Origin of the sequence: Mesorhizobium sp. BH1-1-5 (assembly GCF_020165615.1) — a bacterium.
Classification (GTDB): Bacteria; Pseudomonadota; Alphaproteobacteria; order Rhizobiales; family Rhizobiaceae; genus Mesorhizobium.
Genome location: NZ_JAIUIM010000001.1, coordinates 493,329 through 508,903, shown reverse-complemented (window position 1 = coordinate 508,903; position 15,575 = coordinate 493,329). Strand labels below are relative to the sequence as shown.

The 15,575-nt window shown below is 63.7% G+C and carries 17 protein-coding genes and 1 tRNA gene; 9 read left to right on the top strand and 9 right to left on the bottom strand.

The window, feature by feature from the left end:
- The first annotated feature begins 1 nt into the window (after position 1).
- The 7 genes from LB572_RS02420 to LB572_RS34330 all read left to right on the top strand — a co-directional run bounded on the left by LB572_RS02420 (position 2) and on the right by LB572_RS34330 (position 2,967).
- Positions 2-487 carry a UPF0262 family protein gene (locus tag LB572_RS02420; protein ID WP_140801898.1) on the top strand — a complete coding sequence of 162 codons (486 nt, stop codon included), beginning with the start codon at positions 2-4 and terminating at the stop codon, positions 485-487.
- 100 nt (positions 488-587) lie between these two features.
- Complete coding sequence (locus LB572_RS02415; protein WP_224666555.1) at positions 588-1,037, top strand: low molecular weight phosphatase family protein; 450 nt, start codon at positions 588-590, stop codon at positions 1,035-1,037.
- A gap of 86 nt (positions 1,038-1,123) precedes the next feature.
- Positions 1,124-1,342: a translation initiation factor IF-1 gene (gene infA, locus LB572_RS02410; RefSeq protein WP_006200926.1), complete on the top strand. Its 219-nt coding sequence runs from the start codon at positions 1,124-1,126 to the stop codon at positions 1,340-1,342.
- Between the two features lie 19 nt (positions 1,343-1,361).
- Positions 1,362-1,988 carry a Maf-like protein gene (locus LB572_RS02405; protein ID WP_140801899.1) on the top strand — a complete coding sequence of 209 codons (627 nt, stop codon included), beginning with the start codon at positions 1,362-1,364 and terminating at the stop codon, positions 1,986-1,988.
- A gap of 13 nt (positions 1,989-2,001) precedes the next feature.
- Positions 2,002-2,223, top strand: coding sequence for a DNA gyrase inhibitor YacG (gene yacG / locus LB572_RS02400; RefSeq protein ID WP_140801900.1), 222 nt, complete (start codon positions 2,002-2,004; stop codon positions 2,221-2,223).
- A gap of 165 nt (positions 2,224-2,388) precedes the next feature.
- A tRNA-Phe gene (locus LB572_RS02395) sits at positions 2,389-2,464 on the top strand.
- A 161-nt stretch (positions 2,465-2,625) separates the two neighbouring features.
- Positions 2,626-2,967 (top strand): Arm DNA-binding domain-containing protein, encoded by a 342-nt coding sequence (locus tag LB572_RS34330; RefSeq protein WP_263497748.1) that lies wholly within the window; start codon positions 2,626-2,628, stop codon positions 2,965-2,967.
- 18 nt (positions 2,968-2,985) lie between these two features.
- Here LB572_RS34330 and LB572_RS02385 read toward each other — a convergent pair whose 3' ends face one another.
- The 6 genes from LB572_RS02385 to LB572_RS02360 form a co-directional block, all read right to left on the bottom strand.
- Positions 2,986-3,306, bottom strand: coding sequence for a putative quinol monooxygenase (locus LB572_RS02385; RefSeq protein WP_140801901.1), 321 nt, complete (start codon positions 3,304-3,306; stop codon positions 2,986-2,988).
- 1 nt (position 3,307) lies between these two features.
- A complete protein-coding gene (locus tag LB572_RS02380) occupies positions 3,308-4,282 on the bottom strand; it encodes an ABC transporter permease (protein ID WP_140801902.1) in 975 nt (324 codons plus the stop codon).
- The gene (locus LB572_RS02375; protein WP_224666554.1) at positions 4,272-5,858 is read right to left on the bottom strand and encodes a sugar ABC transporter ATP-binding protein; all 1,587 of its coding nucleotides are present in this window, start codon (positions 5,856-5,858) and stop codon (positions 4,272-4,274) included. Before LB572_RS02375 ends, LB572_RS02380 begins: the two co-directional genes overlap by 11 nt.
- Positions 5,855-7,024, bottom strand: a complete 1,170-nt coding sequence (locus LB572_RS02370) for a Gfo/Idh/MocA family protein (RefSeq protein WP_140801904.1) — start codon at positions 7,022-7,024, stop codon at positions 5,855-5,857. The genes LB572_RS02375 and LB572_RS02370 overlap by 4 nt, the downstream gene beginning before the upstream one ends.
- Before the next feature lie 63 nt (positions 7,025-7,087).
- Positions 7,088-8,209 carry a substrate-binding domain-containing protein gene (locus tag LB572_RS02365; protein ID WP_140801905.1) on the bottom strand — a complete coding sequence of 374 codons (1,122 nt, stop codon included), beginning with the start codon at positions 8,207-8,209 and terminating at the stop codon, positions 7,088-7,090.
- A 40-nt stretch (positions 8,210-8,249) separates the two neighbouring features.
- Positions 8,250-9,077 (bottom strand): sugar phosphate isomerase/epimerase family protein, encoded by an 828-nt coding sequence (locus tag LB572_RS02360; protein ID WP_224666553.1) that lies wholly within the window; start codon positions 9,075-9,077, stop codon positions 8,250-8,252.
- A gap of 349 nt (positions 9,078-9,426) precedes the next feature.
- Between LB572_RS02360 and LB572_RS02355 the strand changes: the two genes are divergently transcribed.
- Both LB572_RS02355 and LB572_RS02350 read left to right on the top strand, forming a co-directional pair.
- On the top strand, positions 9,427-10,689 hold the full coding sequence (locus LB572_RS02355) for an ROK family protein (RefSeq protein WP_224666552.1): 1,263 nt from the start codon (positions 9,427-9,429) through the stop codon (positions 10,687-10,689).
- Positions 10,690-10,736: 47 nt separating this feature from the next.
- Entirely contained in the window at positions 10,737-11,744 is a 1,008-nt protein-coding gene (locus LB572_RS02350) for a substrate-binding domain-containing protein (protein WP_224666551.1), read from the top strand.
- Positions 11,745-11,813: 69 nt separating this feature from the next.
- Here LB572_RS02350 and LB572_RS34565 read toward each other — a convergent pair whose 3' ends face one another.
- The 3 genes from LB572_RS34565 to LB572_RS02335 form a co-directional block, all read right to left on the bottom strand.
- Positions 11,814-13,355 (bottom strand): ABC transporter permease, encoded by a 1,542-nt coding sequence (locus LB572_RS34565; RefSeq protein ID WP_224666550.1) that lies wholly within the window; start codon positions 13,353-13,355, stop codon positions 11,814-11,816.
- A complete protein-coding gene (locus LB572_RS02340; protein ID WP_318013969.1) occupies positions 13,352-14,437 on the bottom strand; it encodes a betaine/proline/choline family ABC transporter ATP-binding protein in 1,086 nt (361 codons plus the stop codon). The genes LB572_RS34565 and LB572_RS02340 overlap by 4 nt, the downstream gene beginning before the upstream one ends.
- An 82-nt stretch (positions 14,438-14,519) precedes the next feature.
- The gene (locus LB572_RS02335) at positions 14,520-15,482 is read right to left on the bottom strand and encodes a glycine betaine ABC transporter substrate-binding protein (protein ID WP_224666549.1); all 963 of its coding nucleotides are present in this window, start codon (positions 15,480-15,482) and stop codon (positions 14,520-14,522) included.
- Positions 15,483-15,575: the final 93 nt, after the last annotated feature.

Genomic DNA, 15,575 nt, shown 5'->3' with positions numbered 1-15,575 from the left:
GATGTCCGGCCACGACCAAACCCGCGACAGGCTGATCGACGTCGAGCTCGACGAATCGATCGGACGTTCGACGCCCGACGTCGAGCACGAGCGGGCCGTGGCCATCTTCGACCTCATCGAGGAGAATAGTTTCCGACCGATCAGTGATGACGGCGCAGGCCCTTACAGGCTCAAGCTTTCATTGGCCGAGCAACGCCTGGTCTTCGCCGTCAGCCGCGAGAACGGCGCCGATGTCGTCACCCACATCCTGTCGCTGACGCCGCTGAGGCGCATCGTCAAGGACTACTACCTGATCTGCGAAAGCTATTACGAAGCCATCCGCTCCTCGACGCCGAGCCATATCGAGGCGATCGACATGGGCCGGCGCGGCCTGCACAATGAGGGCTCGCAGACGCTGATGGACCGGCTCGCCGGCAAGATCGAGATCGACTTCGACACGGCGCGCCGGCTGTTCACGCTGGTCTGCGTGCTGCACTGGCGGGGCTAGATCAGGATGATGTTTCGTTGAAACACCATCCTGATCCAGTTCTTTGTTGGAGCATGATCTTTTCCAAAAACCGGTTCCCACTTTTTGGGATCATGTTCTAGTGCCCGCCCTGCCGCATTCCGTCCTGTTCCTGTGCGGCATGAACGCCGTGCGCTCGCCGATCGCCGAGCAGCTGGCGCGCCGCATGCTGCCCGCCACCACCTTCGTCGCTTCGGCCGGCGTGCGCGCCGGCGAGCGCGACCCGTTCGTCGACGCGGTGCTGGCCGAGGAGGGCCTGTCGCTCGGCGAGCGCCAGCCCAGGACGCTGGAGGAGCTGGAAGACGACTATTTCGACCTGATCGTCACGCTGGCGCCGGAAGCGCATCACGCGGCGCTTGAGCTCACCCGCTCGCTCGCCGTCGAGGTCGAATACTGGCCGATGCCCGACCCGACCGACACCGGCGGGACGCGCGAGCACATCATGGCCGCCTATCGCGACGTGCGCGAGCGGCTGAAAGCGCGCATAAGCCGACGTTTTGCGGCACCAGGGCCCAAAAGCGCCCCGGATTAAGCTTGTTCACAAGCGCACGATTATCATATAGGTTCCGCGCAAATTCCGGCCCGGTGCTGGAACGCCCATCCAAGCAAAGGTATCGAATGCCGAAGGAAGAAGTCCTCGAGTTTCCAGGTGTGGTCACCGAACTGCTGCCCAATGCGATGTTCCGCGTGAAGCTCGAAAACGAACACGAAATCATCGCCCACACGGCCGGCCGCATGCGCAAGAACCGCATCCGCGTGCTGACCGGCGACAAGGTCCTGGTCGAGATGACGCCTTACGACCTGACCAAGGGCCGCATCACCTACCGTTTCAAATAGCAAACCGGCCTCAAGCGCGATGAGCATCCTGCAGAAGCTCGTGCTTGCCTCGGGTTCGCCGCGCCGCATCGAACTCTTGCAGCAGGCCGGCATCGAGCCGGACCGGGTGCTGCCTGCCGATGTCGACGAGACACCGCTGCGCGCCGAGCATCCGCGCTCGTTGGCCAAGCGCCTTTCCAAGGACAAGGCCGAGAAGGCCCTGGCCTCGCTGAAAGGCGAGGAGGACTATGCGCCCGCCTTCATCCTCGCCGCCGACACGGTGGTGGCGGTCGGGCGGCGCATCCTGCCCAAGGCCGAGACGATCGACGACGCCATCAATTGCCTCGGCCTGCTTTCCGGCCGCTCGCACCGGGTCTATTCCGGCATCTGCCTGATCACGCCCGGCGGCAAGCTGCGCCAGCGGCTGGTGGAGACCAGGGTGCGCTTCAAGCGGCTGCCGCGCGAGGAGATCGACGCCTATGTCGCCTCGGGCGAATGGCGCGGCAAGGCCGGCGGCTATGCCGTGCAGGGCCTGGCCGGCTCCTTCGTCGTCAAGCTGGTCGGCTCCTACACCAATGTGGTCGGCCTGCCGCTCTACGAGAGCGTGGCGCTGCTTTCCGGCGAAGGCTTCAAGGCGCACCAGAACTGGCACGCCGCGCGCTCATGAGCATAGTCTAAACATGAGTTCGGACGACAAGGTCACGCCGCTGAGGCCGAAGCGGCCCTGCCCCGAATGCGGAAAACCTTCCTCGCGCGAGCATTATCCGTTCTGCTCGGCGCGCTGCAAGGACATCGACCTCAACCGCTGGCTGAAGGGCGCCTATGTCATTCCCGGCCGCGACGGCGAAGAGGAAGAAGACGACGCGCCCAAGCCGGGCCCGACGCCCAAGGACGAGCCCTGAGCGCAGCCGGCGCCCGGCCGTTTCCGAGCGATTTTTCTTTCCTGACGAAATCAACACCTAGGCGCTGGACAGGCAGGATTCCCGTGCTATAACCCACGCGCTTTCAAGGGGCGCCGCCTGGTGCCTTCGCGAAACCCGGCGGGCGTATCCCGTTAGCCGGCACAGGCCCAGATAGCTCAGTTGGTAGAGCAGCGGACTGAAAATCCGCGTGTCGGTGGTTCGAATCCGCCTCTGGGCACCATTTCACTTTCCCATCGCTTCTCACGACGTCTCACCAATCAATACAAATCAATGACTTAGCCTAGTTTGGCGGTTTATGATGACCCACCGCGTACCGTTGCAACGCATCGGTTTGTGGGTAACGATTTAGGCGTTACCCATTACCCGGGAGGTCCGTTACCCATGTCTCTCTCCGACTTCGCCTGCAAGAACGCTAAGCCCAAAGACAAGCCGTATCGTCTTGCTGATGGCGACGGGCTTTATCTCCTCGTCCGGAACAACGGCTCCAAACTCTGGCAACTGCGGTACCGCTACCTGGCACCATCTCTTCATGGTCCGTTCCGGGCGCATGTCCCGGCATTCGCTGAGGCGTCCATGCCTCAGTTTCCACACTTGGCTCAATTTGTCTGTCTTTCGACGCGAGCGTCGTGGTCAGGCGAATTTCATCGCATTTCGGCAAACCCGCGCAACGGGCTCACCGCCCTGCGCCGCGTTCGGAACGACCGCTCATCGTGTCATCGTTGATGAGCCGTGGCGCGCTGATTAAGCCGAACCGTCAGCCGCCATCCGGCTGAGCATCACAAAGTTCCGGATCTCAACCGGGCTCGCCAGCAGTTGATCGAGCCGATCAAACAGCGGCTTCAGATGAGGCATCGCCAGATGCCGGTCGAGATCGTCTTTCGTGCGCCAGTTCTCATAGAACATGAACACGCATGGGTCGGCCGGATCGACATGGAAGTCGTAGTTGATGCAGCCATCCTCGGCGCGGGTCGGCTCGACGAAGCCCGACAGGATCGCCTGCAGTTCCTCGCGCGTTTCGGGCCTGGCCACGACCGTGCCGATGATGGTGTAGGGAGCCGTCACGTCACTTCCTCCCTTGGCTCAACGCGACCGCGAGGATGATGATGGCGCCGCGCGCGATGAGCTGCTGGCTGAACTCCAGCCCCATAAGGATGAGGCCGTTGTTGATGAGGCCGATCATCAGCGCGCCGACGATCGTGCCGATCACCGTCCCGGAACCGCCAAACAAGCTGGTGCCGCCAAGCACGGCGGCGGCGATAACGGACAGTTCGTCGCCCTGCCCAAGCTGGAATCTGCCCGATTGCAGCCGGCCGGCGTAGAGCATGCCAGCCAGCGCCGCCGCCATGGCCGAGATGATGAGGACGCGGAACTTGATGGACTTGGTGTCGATACCTGAATAGCGCGCCGCGACCTCGCCACCACCCGTGGCAAGCACGCGCCGGCCGAAGCTCGTCCGCCGCAGCACGACATGACCGATCGTGCCCAGCGCCAACATCCAGATCAGCAGCACCGGCACCGGTCCGACATTGCCGCCGCCGAATATCCAGGAATAGGTTTTCGAAATGATCGGCACCGCGGCCGTATCGCTGATCCACATCGCGGTGCCGGTGGCGATCCCCATCATGGCCAGCGTCGTGAGGAAGGATGGAATGCCGATCCGCGTCGTCAGCAGCCCGTTGAAGGTGCCAATGACGGCGCCGGTGGCAAGACCGGCCACGATGCCGGCGAGCGGTCCTCCCGCGTCGATCGACATCGCCGTGGTGACCGAAGCCAGCCCCGCCACCGCCCCAACCGAAAGGTCGATTTCGCCGGCGGACAGGACGTAGGTCATGGCGATCGCCATCACCGCGATCATTGCCGTCTGGCGCACGATGTTGAGCAGATTGTTGGGCTGGAGGAATCCCTTGTCGAACAGCGTGACCGCGAAGACGACGAAGATGGCGACGAAGCCGATATAGATGATGTTCTGCCGCCAGTTGGCCAGGCCAAGCCTCGCCGTCAACGAGGCTTTGGGTGCGGTTGCCTGGCTAGTGGACATGTGTTTCTCCCTCACCCTTCGCCAGCGCGTTCTGGATGGCGATCTGCAGCTTGCGCTCGGCGGCCTGCAGCCGCGCGACCGGATCGTCCACCGGCGCCGACGGATCGTCGAGGTCGGCGCGGCTGACATCGTCCACCAGGCGGCCAGCCGAGACGATGATGATGCGGTCGCAGGCCGACAGCATCTCGGACAGCTCCGACGAGATCAGGACGATCGCCTTGCCGGCTTTCGCCAGCTCGCGCACCAGCGTGATGATCTCGGACTTCGAGCCAATATCGATGCCGGCGGTTGGTTCATCAAGGACCAGGATTTCCGGGTCGGTCGAAAGCCATTTGCCGATGACGACTTTCTGCTGGTTGCCGCCTGAAAGCGTACGCACCGCGCTGTCGCGCGATGCGGTCTTGATCCGCAGCCGCGCGATCTGCTCATCCGTAAGGTCGCGTAGTTTCTTTCCCGAGACAAATGTCTTGCGGCTCAGCCGGTCCAGCACTGCGAGCGTGACGTTGGAGGCGACGGAATGCTCGGCTATCACGCCTTGGCGCAGGCGGTCCTCGGGCACCAGCGCGACGCCGGCTTCGATGGCTTCGCTCGGCTTCGTGATCGCCACGGGTTTGCCGGCGATGCGTATCTCGCCTTCGACGACCGGATCGATCCCGGCAATGACGCGCGCGATTGCCGAACGCCCGGAACCGAGCAGTCCGGCCAGGCCGACCACTTCACCCCTGTTGACGACGAAGCTGACATTCTTCGGCTTTTCCGGGCCTGAAACGTTGTGGAGTTCCAGCAGCGGTTCGCCGAGACTGGATTGGCCGCGCACCACGTCCGACAGGCCGCGCGAACGCTTGCCGACGATATGCTCGATCATCGTCTCGATCGGCAGTTCCGACAGCGGCGCGGTAATGACGTGGCGGCCGTCGCGCAGGATGGTGGCGCGGTCGGCGATGCGGGCGATCTCGTCCATCCGGTGCGAAACATAGATGATGGCAACGCCTTGCGACTTCAGCTTGCGCAGGAAAGCGAACAGGCGTTCGACGTCGGAAATCGCCAGCGCCGTCGAAGGTTCGTCCAGCACCAGCACCCTTGCGTCTTGCGAGATCGCCTTGACGATCTCGGTCAATTGCCGCTGTCCCGCGCCCAGATTGCCGACGGTAGCCTTCGGATCGACCTCGACCTCGAGCATCTTGAACAGGTCCGCGGCGCGCCTCTCGGCGGCACGGTCGTCGATCAGGCCGAACGCACCCTTGGTTTCTCGGGTGAGAAACACGTTCTGCGCCACCGTCAGCGTCGGGATCAGGCTCATTTCCTGGAAGATCATGGCGATGCCGGCTCGGCGCGAGGCTTCGGGCGATATCTCCGTCAGCGGCTTGCCATCGACGAGAACGGTGCCGGCGTCAGGCACATGCACGCCGTTCAGCACTTTGAGGATGGTCGACTTGCCGGCGCCATTCCCGCCGAGCAGCGCGTGGATCTCGCCTTTTTCCACCTGCAGGTCGACATCGATCAACGCCTTGACCCCGCCAAAGGATTTGCTGACGCCCTTCATCTCCACCGCATGAACGGGCGTCGCAGCGGTCATGGTCGTACCTTGGTCCACTGACCGCTTTCACCGGATTCGATCAATGCGTCGGCGACGCGCTCGGTCCTGTAGCCATCCTCGAAATTGGGCGACGGCTGCTTGCCCGAGGCGATGGCCGAGAAGAAATCGAAACACTCGACAATCTTGGTTTCGGAGTAACCGATGCCGAGCGCCGGGATAGGCCAGAGGCCTGAGCCATAAGGGTGCGCCGGACCGGAATACACAGTCCTGAAGCCGCGGGCATCGGCAGGGTCGTCGGCAAACATCACCTGCAATTCGTCGCGCCGTTCGTAGTTGAATGCAATCGAGCCCTTGGTGCCGTGGATCTCGAAGGTGATGAAATTGTTGCGGCCATAGGCGTTGCGGGTCGCCTCGAGCGAACCGATGGCGCCGTCGGCGAACTTCAGCAGTGTCACCACCTCGTCGTCGACATCGACTTCGACGCGCTCGGCTCCGATGTTCCTCTCGGCGGCGCCGAGCCTGTCGAGATTGCCGTGCTGGACGGGCCGCGTCTTGTTGTAGGTGCGCACCAATGCGCTGACCTCGGCGATCTCGCCCACCAGATAGCGGGCAAGGTCGACGACGTGGCTGCCGATGTCGCCGATCGAGCCCGAGCCGGCGATCTTCTTCTGGAAACGCCATGACAAGGGCGAGTCCGGGTCGGCCGACCAGTCCTGCAGATAGGTGCCGCGGAAGTTCAAAATCCTGCCGATGCGGCCTTCCTCTATGTACTGGCGGGCGAGCGCCACCGCCGGCGTGCGCCTGTAGTTGAAGGCCACCATGTGGATGACGCCGGCCTTGTTGACCGCATCGAGCATGGTCTTTGCTTCGTCGCCGCCGCGCGCCAGCGGCTTTTCGCAAATGATATGCTTGCCGGCCTGCGCTGCCGCGATCGCAATCTGGGCATGGCTGTCGTTCGGAGTGACGATGTCGATGACGTCGATGTCCGGCCGCGTCACCACTTTGCGCCAGTCCGCGGACGATTCCTCGAAGCCGTAGCGGCGGCGGCCTTCGTCGGCCAACGCATCGGTGATGTCGACCACCACTTTGCGCACCGGGTTGGCGGGCGCGGGCCAGAAAAACATCGGCATGGCCGCATAGGCCATTGCATGGGCCTTGCCCATGAAGCCGCCGCCAATCATCGCCACGTTGAGCGTCCTGGTCATGATGGTCTCCTGATCGAATGAAGAAGGGGCGGCCGGCAGGGAGTGCGCCGGCCGCAGGGCGCGCTACATGCTGCCCTTGATCTTGTCGGTGGCCTCGGCGTGGTAGACGGCTTTCCAGCCCTCGAGCAGCGTGTCCTTGGTGACTGGAAGTGCCGGCAGGGCGACGAAGGCCGGCGCCTGCTTGCCGATCAGGCCGTAGCCGGCGAGCAACGCCTCGGTGACACCCTGGTCGAACGGACGCTGAGCACCCAGACCCTTCACGAAGCCGCCGCTCGCCATGTTGATGGCGACGTTCTCACCGAGGTCGCAAGTGGTGATGACGAGGTCGTCACGGCCGGCGGTGCGCGCCGCCGAGATGACGCCCTCGGCCGGCACGTCCCACACGGCCCAGATGCCATTGATGGTCGGGTGGGAGGTGAGGATCGCCGATGCCGCCTTGTCGGCGTCTCCAGAGAAGTCGGGACCGCCGATGCCTTGCTCGGCGACGATCTTGATGTCGGGATAATTGTCGGCGATCGTCTTCTTGAAGGCGTCATAGCGCTGCTTGGTGACGAAGAAGTCGGCGGCGTGGAAGATAAGCCCGATGTCACCCTTGCCGCCCAATGCCTTGGCCATCAGATGTGCCGCCGCGACGCCGTTGCCGTAGTTGTCGGCCGAGACGACGGAAACGTAGTCCTTGCCGGCGACAAGGCCGGCCGGGACGTTGTCCATGAACACGAGCTTCACGCCCTTGTCGGCCACGGCCTTGTAGGCGGAGGCTGTCGCGGACGGGTCGGTCGGAATCGAGACGATGATCTTGGGGTTCTGCGCCATCACCGTTTCGAGGTCCGCGACCTGCTTCTCCGGCTTGAAGCCGGCATCGGTGGTGGCGATCACCTCGATGCCCATCTTGCCGAACTGGTCCTTGAGCCCGGCGATCTGAGCGCGCGACCAGTCATTGCCGCCATAATGCATGACGATCGCCGCCGTCGCCTTCATCGCTTTGATCTTTGCCAGTTCCTCCTCGTTCAATGACACAGCCGAGGCCGGAGCCGGCGTTTCACCGTTCGGTCCTTTCGAAAGGACGGTCTTCTGCAGCTCGGCAAGCGCTGAATCCGGATCGGCGAAGGCGGGGGCAGCCGTGTAGAGGCTGGTGGCCAGCAGAGCCGCCGTGAAAGCTCCGGCTATTGTCTTGAAATGCGTCATTTCGGTCTCCTCCCTGATGACAGGCGCAATGCCCGTTGGTTCAACTCGGCCCCAAGGCCTTTTTCAGATAGTCCATGCTGAGTTCCGCGCCTTGCTTCGGATCAGGCCAGGCATCGAGCTCGGCGGCAATCCATCCGGAAAATCCGATATCCTTGAGCGCCTCGACGATCGGCGCCATGGCGAGATCGCCGCGGTCGAGCGGCGTGAAGGCGAAGGGATCACGCTGCCAGCCCTTGAGATGGACGTAGCTGATACGGTCCCTGAATTCGCGGATCTGCGCGGCCGGATCCCCGCCGGCGGCAGCCAGATGCGCGGTGTCCGGACAGAAATCGATTGCGGTATGCCTGAAGACCTCGCGGACTTCATCGGGGCCCTCGACAATCGTCGACAAATGCGGGTGATAGTGCGCGCGCAAGCCCGCCTTGGCCGCGATGTCGATGACCTTGTCCAGCGCCGCGCCGAGGCGCTTGAAATCGTCTTGCTGGCGGCCGCTCGCGCGCTTGGCGCCACCGCCGACCACAAGGTGCTCGGCGCCGAGTTCCGCGGCTGCACCGGCCACGCGTTCTATGCGCGCCAGTTCCTCGCCCAGTATATCGTCGAAAATGAAGTTGGCGCCTGAATAACCGGCGACGAGCACGACGCCACACTGTTTCAACGCGCCGCGCAACTCGCCATAGCGGCCTTCATAATCCAGAAGATTGCCGTCGAAGAGTTCGGTGCCCGCATATCCGGCGGCGCCAATGTCGCGGATCGCCTGCTCCATATCGCCGAAAGTGCGATAGGTCAGCTGGGTGATCGACGTCACACCGACGGCATTTCCGCCGAGCGCGCCCCAGCAATTCGCGTGATAGGCCAGCTTCACCTGCATGTCTATTTCCTCCTGCGCAGCCAGAAGCTCAGGTCGCCTCGCCGCGGCCAGACCCGATTTTCAAGCCGGCTCTCCTCCAACTAAACCCGAACTTATGCGCGCTGTTCCGCCGCCGTCAATCATTAAAATGCAAAAGCTGCCATACTTTTGTTTTAAAACAGCATAAGTTAGCGCTTGATCCGTAAATGTGTGCGCGCTACCCATGCCGAGCGGGACGACTGGCCAGAAGCTCGATATGAGGCGCGACAAGGGTATGGACGAGGGCAGCACGGCGGCCGGAGACATTGCCAAGCCGCGGCGCGCAGCCGGCCGGCCACGCGCCAGCGAATCCGCACATGGAAGCCTGGCCATGCTTCTCAACCTTGTGCGGACAGGGGCGGCGACCACCCGCCAGGGGCTGGAGAACCAATCCGAACTTGGGCGAGCCGTCGTTGCCGACCGTCTGGCTACACTGCTTCGGCTCGGGCTGATCGAGGAAGGCGAGCTTGGGCCGGCCATTGGCGGTCGCGCACCGCGCCATGTTCGCTTCCGGCCGCGTGTGGGAATGATCCTTGTCGCCGTGCTGGATCATTCGTCGCTGGCAGTCGGTGTGTCCGATCTCGCTGGAGGTCTGCTGGCGGAGCATCATGAGGCCGTCGAGCTTGCGGCGGGACCTGAACCGGTGGTCCAGCGGCTGGCAACGCTATTTGCCTGGATGCTGGAGGAGCATGGCAGCGAGGCTGCCATCTGGGGCGTTGGCCTGGCGGTGCCGGGAGCCGTCGAGAAATCGGATGGCCAGCGGCTGTTCGCCCCGGCGCTGAACGCGTTCCAGAATTGGGACGGCTTTCCCTTCGTCGAGCAGCTGGCCACCGCGGTCGGCGCGCCGGTGTGGGTGCGGAGCGGCGTCCAGACGATGACCATGGGCGAGCTGAAATCCGGCAGCGGCATCGGCCTGACAGATATGATTTTCGTCAAGCTTGGACGCTCGATCGGCGCCGGCGTGATATCGGAAGGCGTGCTGCACAGGGGCGCGCAGGGCGCGGCAGGCATGATAGGCCACACATTCATCGAGGGCGGAACCCTCGAGAGCGTCGCGGGCAGCGAAACGCTGGGCCGCGAGGCGCGTCTCGCCGCGGAAAGCGGACGCAGCGCATATCTCGCCGAAGTGCTGGCGCGCGCAGGCGATGTCACCGTCACCGATGCCGGCCACGGCGCCCAGCTGGGTGATATGTTTTGCATCGATCTTCTGGGGCGCTGCGGCCGCGCCGTTGGCGAGGTGCTGGCGCCCCTTGCCAATCTTCTCAACCCGTCGCTGATCGCGCTCGGCGGCAACGTTGCCGAGACCGGCGATATCCTGCTGGCGGCGGTGCGCGAGGCGGTCTACCGCCAAGCGCATCCGGTCGTCACCCGCGACCTGCGCATCGTGCGCTCGCAGATGGGGGGGTCGGCGGGGCTGGTCGGCGCCGCGCAGGTTGTGGCGGAATCGCTGTTCGATGCGCGGTTCCTTCAGGGCTGGATCACGCTAGGTTCGCCGCGCGAGCATCCCGAATTCAAGGAATTCCTCGCGCAGGCTTCAGCCGAAAGCAGCAACCGGCCAGTCAGACCAAGACCGCCGGCAGGGATGCCGGCCTAGCATTTGCCGATCGACTCAACGCCGCGACAATCCGGGGAGGTTAGAAAATGGCGATCACGGGCCTTGGGCCGCATGGCGAAAGAGCGGTTCCCGCCGATCAGGTCGGACTGTCGGAAGCCGACGCCGATGCCGCCCGCAGCCGGCGTTTCGCGGTCGCCGTCGTTCTGCACACCACAAAGAGCGACTGGGCAAAGGAGGAACTGGCCGGAATGGTCGCGACGCTTGGCCGCTACGGCGCCGCGGTGGTCGAGGTCATCGATTGCGCCTTCGATGTCGACAGGCAGGTTTCCGAATTGCTCCGCCTTGCCGGCGAGCCGGTCGACGCGGTGGTTTCGATTCCCATCGGCAGCAGCCGGGCCGCCGATGCGCATCGCGCCATAGCCGGCGCGGGAAAAAAGCTTGTCCTGCTCGACAACGCTCCGACAGGCATGCTTCCTGGAAAGGATTATGTCAGCGTCGTTTCCACCGACAATTTCGGTCTCGGGCAAATCAGCGCGGAACTGCTTGCGCCGCATGTGCCGCAGGGCGGCAAGGTCGGCGTTCTGGCCTATGGCGTGGATTTCTTCGCCACCCATGAGCGCGAGATCGCTTTCCGCAAATGGATGGCGGCCCGGCGCCCGGATCTTGCCGTAGTGCGCGGCAAGTTCGCCGATGTGACACAGGCGAAAACCGTGACCGCCGCCCTGCTGCAGGACAATCCCGATCTTTCCGGGCTGTTTGCCGTATGGGACGTGCCTGCAATGGGCGCCGCCGCGGCAATCCGGGAGGTCGGGAAGGCGATACCGATAACCACCGTCGACCTTGGCAACGAGGTAGCGACCGACCTTGCCAATGGCGGTCTCATCAAAGGAATTGCCGCGCAATTGCCTTACGACCAGGGGAGCGCTGCCGGCGTCGCCACCATCCTTGGGCTGCTGGAACGCCGGCCTCCGCCGTGGATCGCGCTTCCCGGGCTGAGTGTGACAGCCGGCAATGTGGTGGAAGCCTATCAAGTCGTATGGCGTGCTCCGGCCCCCGCCGGCCTGCTCAGAGCTCGCAGGCTTCGAAACGACTGAACCGGCCGGGCCCAACGACCCGCCTTTGCCTTGTTTTGAGAGTCCCGTCGTTACCCGGTCTTGTCGAGGCTACTTGCCCGACTGCGAAACATTGCCCTGGACGATGCGGTCGATCACCATGGCGCAAAGCAGGATCGCGAAGCCCGCCAGAAGCCCCTGCCCAACGGCGGCGTATTGCAGCGCGTTCAGCACGTCCTCGCCGAGGCCCTTGGCTCCGATCAGCGAAGCGATGACGACCATGGAAAGGCACATCAGGATGGTCTGGTTGATGCCGGCCATGATCGACGGCCTGGCCAGCGGCAGGTCCACCCGGGTGAGGAGAAACCATCGCGTCGCGCCATAGGCCTGCGCGGCCTCGCGGATGCTGGCTGGAACACCCTGCAGGCCTAGCGCCGTCAGGCGCACGACGGGCGGCGTGCCGAAGATCAGCGTGGCAATGATGCCCGGCGGCTTGCCGATGCCGAACAGTGCGATGACGGGGATCAGGTAAACGAAGGCCGGCATGGTCTGCATGAAGTCCAGCACCGGGCGGATGGCGGCATAGACGCGCGGCCGACGTCCGCACCAGATGCCGAGCGGAATGCCGATCGCCAGACACAGGATCGCCGCCGTGCCGAGCAGCGCGATCGTGTCGAGGCTTTTTTCCCAGAAGCCGAGCAGTGAAAGATAGGCGAGTGCCGCGCCAGTGAAGATGGCGACGCGGGGACCGGCGAGTTGCCAGGCAAGCAGCAGGACCAGCGCCATCGTCACCGGCCACGGCATGGCGGTGAGAGCATAAGCCAGGGCATCGAGGAAGCCTGACAGGCCACGCGTGATGAGGCTGAAGAACGCATCGCCCGACTGCGCGATCTGGTGCATCACCGCATCGAGCCCGGACGACAGCGACGCCTGCCAATCCCTGTTCGATGGCGCCGCCGCCAGCCAGGGCGCGGGTGCGGCGACGGCAAAACGATAGGCCGTGAGCGCAAAAATCGCGACGCAGAAAAGCGCGGCAAATGACGCAAGCAGATGGTTGCGACCGCGATGAAGGGTGCGATCCGAACGCCATCGGGTAAAACGGCGTTCAAGCATGCCGTTGGCGAGCAGCCCGCCGAGCGCGGCGCTCACGAGTAGCGTGGCAAGGCCTGTTGCAAGGAAGCGCGGACCTTGGGCGCGCGCCGCCGTCGCGGTGGCCACGGCCTGGGTCGCGGCGCGCTCAAGCGCCTTTGCCGATTTGTCGAGGCCATCGGCGTTGGCGGCGCCTGAATCCTTCGCGGCCTGCGCCTGCTTGGCTCGCTCCTGCGCCTGTTGCGTCAGACGCTCGGCGCGGCTCTGCTCCGCGGCTCCCAGATTGCCGGAGGCGCCGATGCTGATCTGCGCGACGGCCGCCATGTGGAGCAGGAGCGTTATCCAGAACAGCAGCAGCAGATTTCGCGAGGCCGCCCAGACAGGGCCCAACAGTGCTGCGGCCAGGTTGAACGACCAGGCTGTTCCGGTGGCGTTCCTGATGCTTGCAAACGCGCGGACATAGTAGTCGGAACCCTGGACCGCGAATTCGCGGGCGAGCGCGTCCTCGGACTCGGCCTGCGGCTGGATCATCCCATCGGGAGTTGGGGGCATATGCGTGTTCACACCGTGTCCCCCTTTCTCAAGCCGTTGAGGATCGACTGCCGGTCGACGATGCCGACGATGTTGCCTTTAGCGTCCTCGACGGCCAACGGATCCGGCGACGCCGCGGCGATGTCCACGAGGGTGGACAGAAGATCCTGCTCGGCGACCCGGCGCAATTTGTGTTCCTGCGGGCCAGCCTTGGCGACGGGCCGCATGACGCGCCGCGCGGTGATGACGTTGAGGCGCGGAATATCGGCGATGAACCTGGCGACGTAGTCGTGCTTCGGCGCCGTGACCATCTCCTCCGGCGTGTCGGTTTGAATGATCACGCCGTCCTTCATGATGGCGATCCGGTCACCGATGCGGATCGCCTCGTCGAGGTCGTGGGTGATGAAGATCACCGTCTTGCCCATCGACTTGGAAAGCGCCACGAACTCGTCCTGGAGCTGCCGCCTGATCAGCGGGTCGAGCGCGCTGAACGGCTCGTCCATCAGAAGGATCGCGGGATCGGCCGCGAGCGCGCGCGCCAGTCCGACACGCTGCTGCATGCCGCCGGAAAGCTCCTGGCAGTAGCGGTCCCCCCAGCCGGCGAGATTGACCTTGGCGAGCGCCGCCTCGGCGACGTCGAAGCGACGCTGCTTGGTTGCGCCCTGAATTTCCAGCGGCAGCGCGACATTGTCGCGGACCGTGCGATGAGGCAGAAGCCCGAAGCTCTGGAACACCATGCCGATCTTGCGCGAACGCAGCGCGCGAAGCTCGGCTGGCGTCTTCGCCAAGATGTTCTCGCCATCGATGAAGATTTCGCCTGCCGAAGGTTCAAGCAGGCGATTGATGTGGCGGATCAGCGTCGATTTTCCGCTGCCCGAAAGACCCATCACGCAAAAGATCTCGCCGCGGGCAACCGAAATGTCGATGCCGGCGACGCCGACCACGCAGCCGAAGCGCTCGGCGACCTGCTGCTTGTCCAGCCCCTCGCTTCGGATCGCCGCGATGGCCTCGCGCTCGCGGATGCCAAAAACTTTCCACACCGCCTTCATGACGATGGCGGCGTCCGAACCCTTCGCGGCGTCGCGCGAAAAGGAGGCTGGAGGATGCGCTTGCATCATCGCTCCCGCCTCTTATGCGCAACGGCTTCGCGCATTGTCGCCGCGAAGCCGTCACGATCAGCAGGTTTTGCCCTCTCGGTCAGTGGCCGAACCACTTCGAAACCGTTTCGGGATTCGCCTTGATCCAATCCTTCGCCACCTCGTCGGCAGGCTTCTTGTCCACGATGATGGAGTATGCCCATTTGCTCACATCGTCAGGCTTGAACTGCATGCGCTCGAGCGCGGCGACGAGGTCCGGCTGGCGGTCGGCCAAGGACGACGCGTAGGCGATATGAACGGTCGTCTTGGCGTACGCCGACGATATCTTGGATTTCTCGAACCATTGCGGGTCTTCGTTTGCCTGGACGACGACAAACTTGGCCGCATCATATGCCGGCTCTTCGAGGAATTTCAGCTTGTAGCGGGCGAAATTCTGGTGCGGGCCGTAGCAATATCCAACCCAGGGCTTGTCCTGCTTGGCCGCGGTGTCGAGCGTGGCGTTCGAAATCGCCTCGTCGGTCGCCTCCAGATTGAAGAAATCTGCAAAGCCGTAGTCCCGGGCGCGGACCTTCTCGATGTTGGTCGACTGCCAGCCCGGCGCTCCGATCCAAATGTTGCCCTTGCCGTCGCCGTCACGATCGAAGATCTTGGCGTTGTCGGGATTGGCCAGATCCGAGACATTCTTGATGCCGAATTTGTCGTAGGTGACCTCTGTCACGCAATAGCCCTGCTGGGCTTCGTAGCTGTTCTGCGCCAGCTTAACCGACTTCTTGTCCTTGACGTATTTGTCGACGAGACCCTGCTGGTTGGGAAGCCAGGTGTCTGGCCAGATGTCGACCTCGCCCTTGTTGCGGTCCATCGCTTCCCAGATCACCGGCACGGCGGTGGTGGTGACCGTCGATATCTGCAGGCCGAGTTCCTGCTCCGCCGCAGCCTTGATGACATTCATCACCGCCGTGGCGGTCGCGTAGTTTGGATCTGGCATCGTGACGTCGGCCGAGAAAGCCGATGTCATCGAGCCAGCAAACGCCATGGCCGATAGTCCGAGAAGATAAGGTTTCATTCGGGTTCCCCAATCCTGGTGTCTTTGTTGATCTTGGCGTCAGGTTAGCGAAACGGGCAGGCAATCCATCCCCTATTCTTCTGCATTAGCAAA

Excerpts from the sequence above, each read along its gene's own strand:
- infA (WP_006200926.1), top strand. The coding sequence starts at position 1,124 with ATGCCGAAGGAAGAAGTCCTCGAGTTTCCAGGTGTGGTCACCGAACTG.
- LB572_RS02380 (WP_140801902.1), bottom strand. The coding sequence starts at position 4,282 with ATGTCCACTAGCCAGGCAACCGCACCCAAAGCCTCGTTGACGGCGAGG.
- LB572_RS02350 (WP_224666551.1), top strand. The coding sequence starts at position 10,737 with ATGGCGATCACGGGCCTTGGGCCGCATGGCGAAAGAGCGGTTCCCGCC.
- LB572_RS02420 (WP_140801898.1), top strand. The coding sequence starts at position 2 with ATGTCCGGCCACGACCAAACCCGCGACAGGCTGATCGACGTCGAGCTC.
- LB572_RS02355 (WP_224666552.1), top strand. The coding sequence starts at position 9,427 with ATGCTTCTCAACCTTGTGCGGACAGGGGCGGCGACCACCCGCCAGGGG.
- LB572_RS02405 (WP_140801899.1), top strand. The coding sequence starts at position 1,362 with ATGAGCATCCTGCAGAAGCTCGTGCTTGCCTCGGGTTCGCCGCGCCGC.
- LB572_RS02335 (WP_224666549.1), bottom strand. The coding sequence starts at position 15,482 with ATGAAACCTTATCTTCTCGGACTATCGGCCATGGCGTTTGCTGGCTCG.
- LB572_RS02370 (WP_140801904.1), bottom strand. The coding sequence starts at position 7,024 with ATGACCAGGACGCTCAACGTGGCGATGATTGGCGGCGGCTTCATGGGC.
- LB572_RS02375 (WP_224666554.1), bottom strand. The coding sequence starts at position 5,858 with ATGACCGCTGCGACGCCCGTTCATGCGGTGGAGATGAAGGGCGTCAGC.
- yacG (WP_140801900.1), top strand. The coding sequence starts at position 2,002 with ATGAGTTCGGACGACAAGGTCACGCCGCTGAGGCCGAAGCGGCCCTGC.
- LB572_RS02340 (WP_318013969.1), bottom strand. The coding sequence starts at position 14,437 with ATGCAAGCGCATCCTCCAGCCTCCTTTTCGCGCGACGCCGCGAAGGGT.
- LB572_RS02360 (WP_224666553.1), bottom strand. The coding sequence starts at position 9,077 with ATGCAGGTGAAGCTGGCCTATCACGCGAATTGCTGGGGCGCGCTCGGC.
- LB572_RS34330 (WP_263497748.1), top strand. The coding sequence starts at position 2,626 with ATGTCTCTCTCCGACTTCGCCTGCAAGAACGCTAAGCCCAAAGACAAG.
- LB572_RS02365 (WP_140801905.1), bottom strand. The coding sequence starts at position 8,209 with ATGACGCATTTCAAGACAATAGCCGGAGCTTTCACGGCGGCTCTGCTG.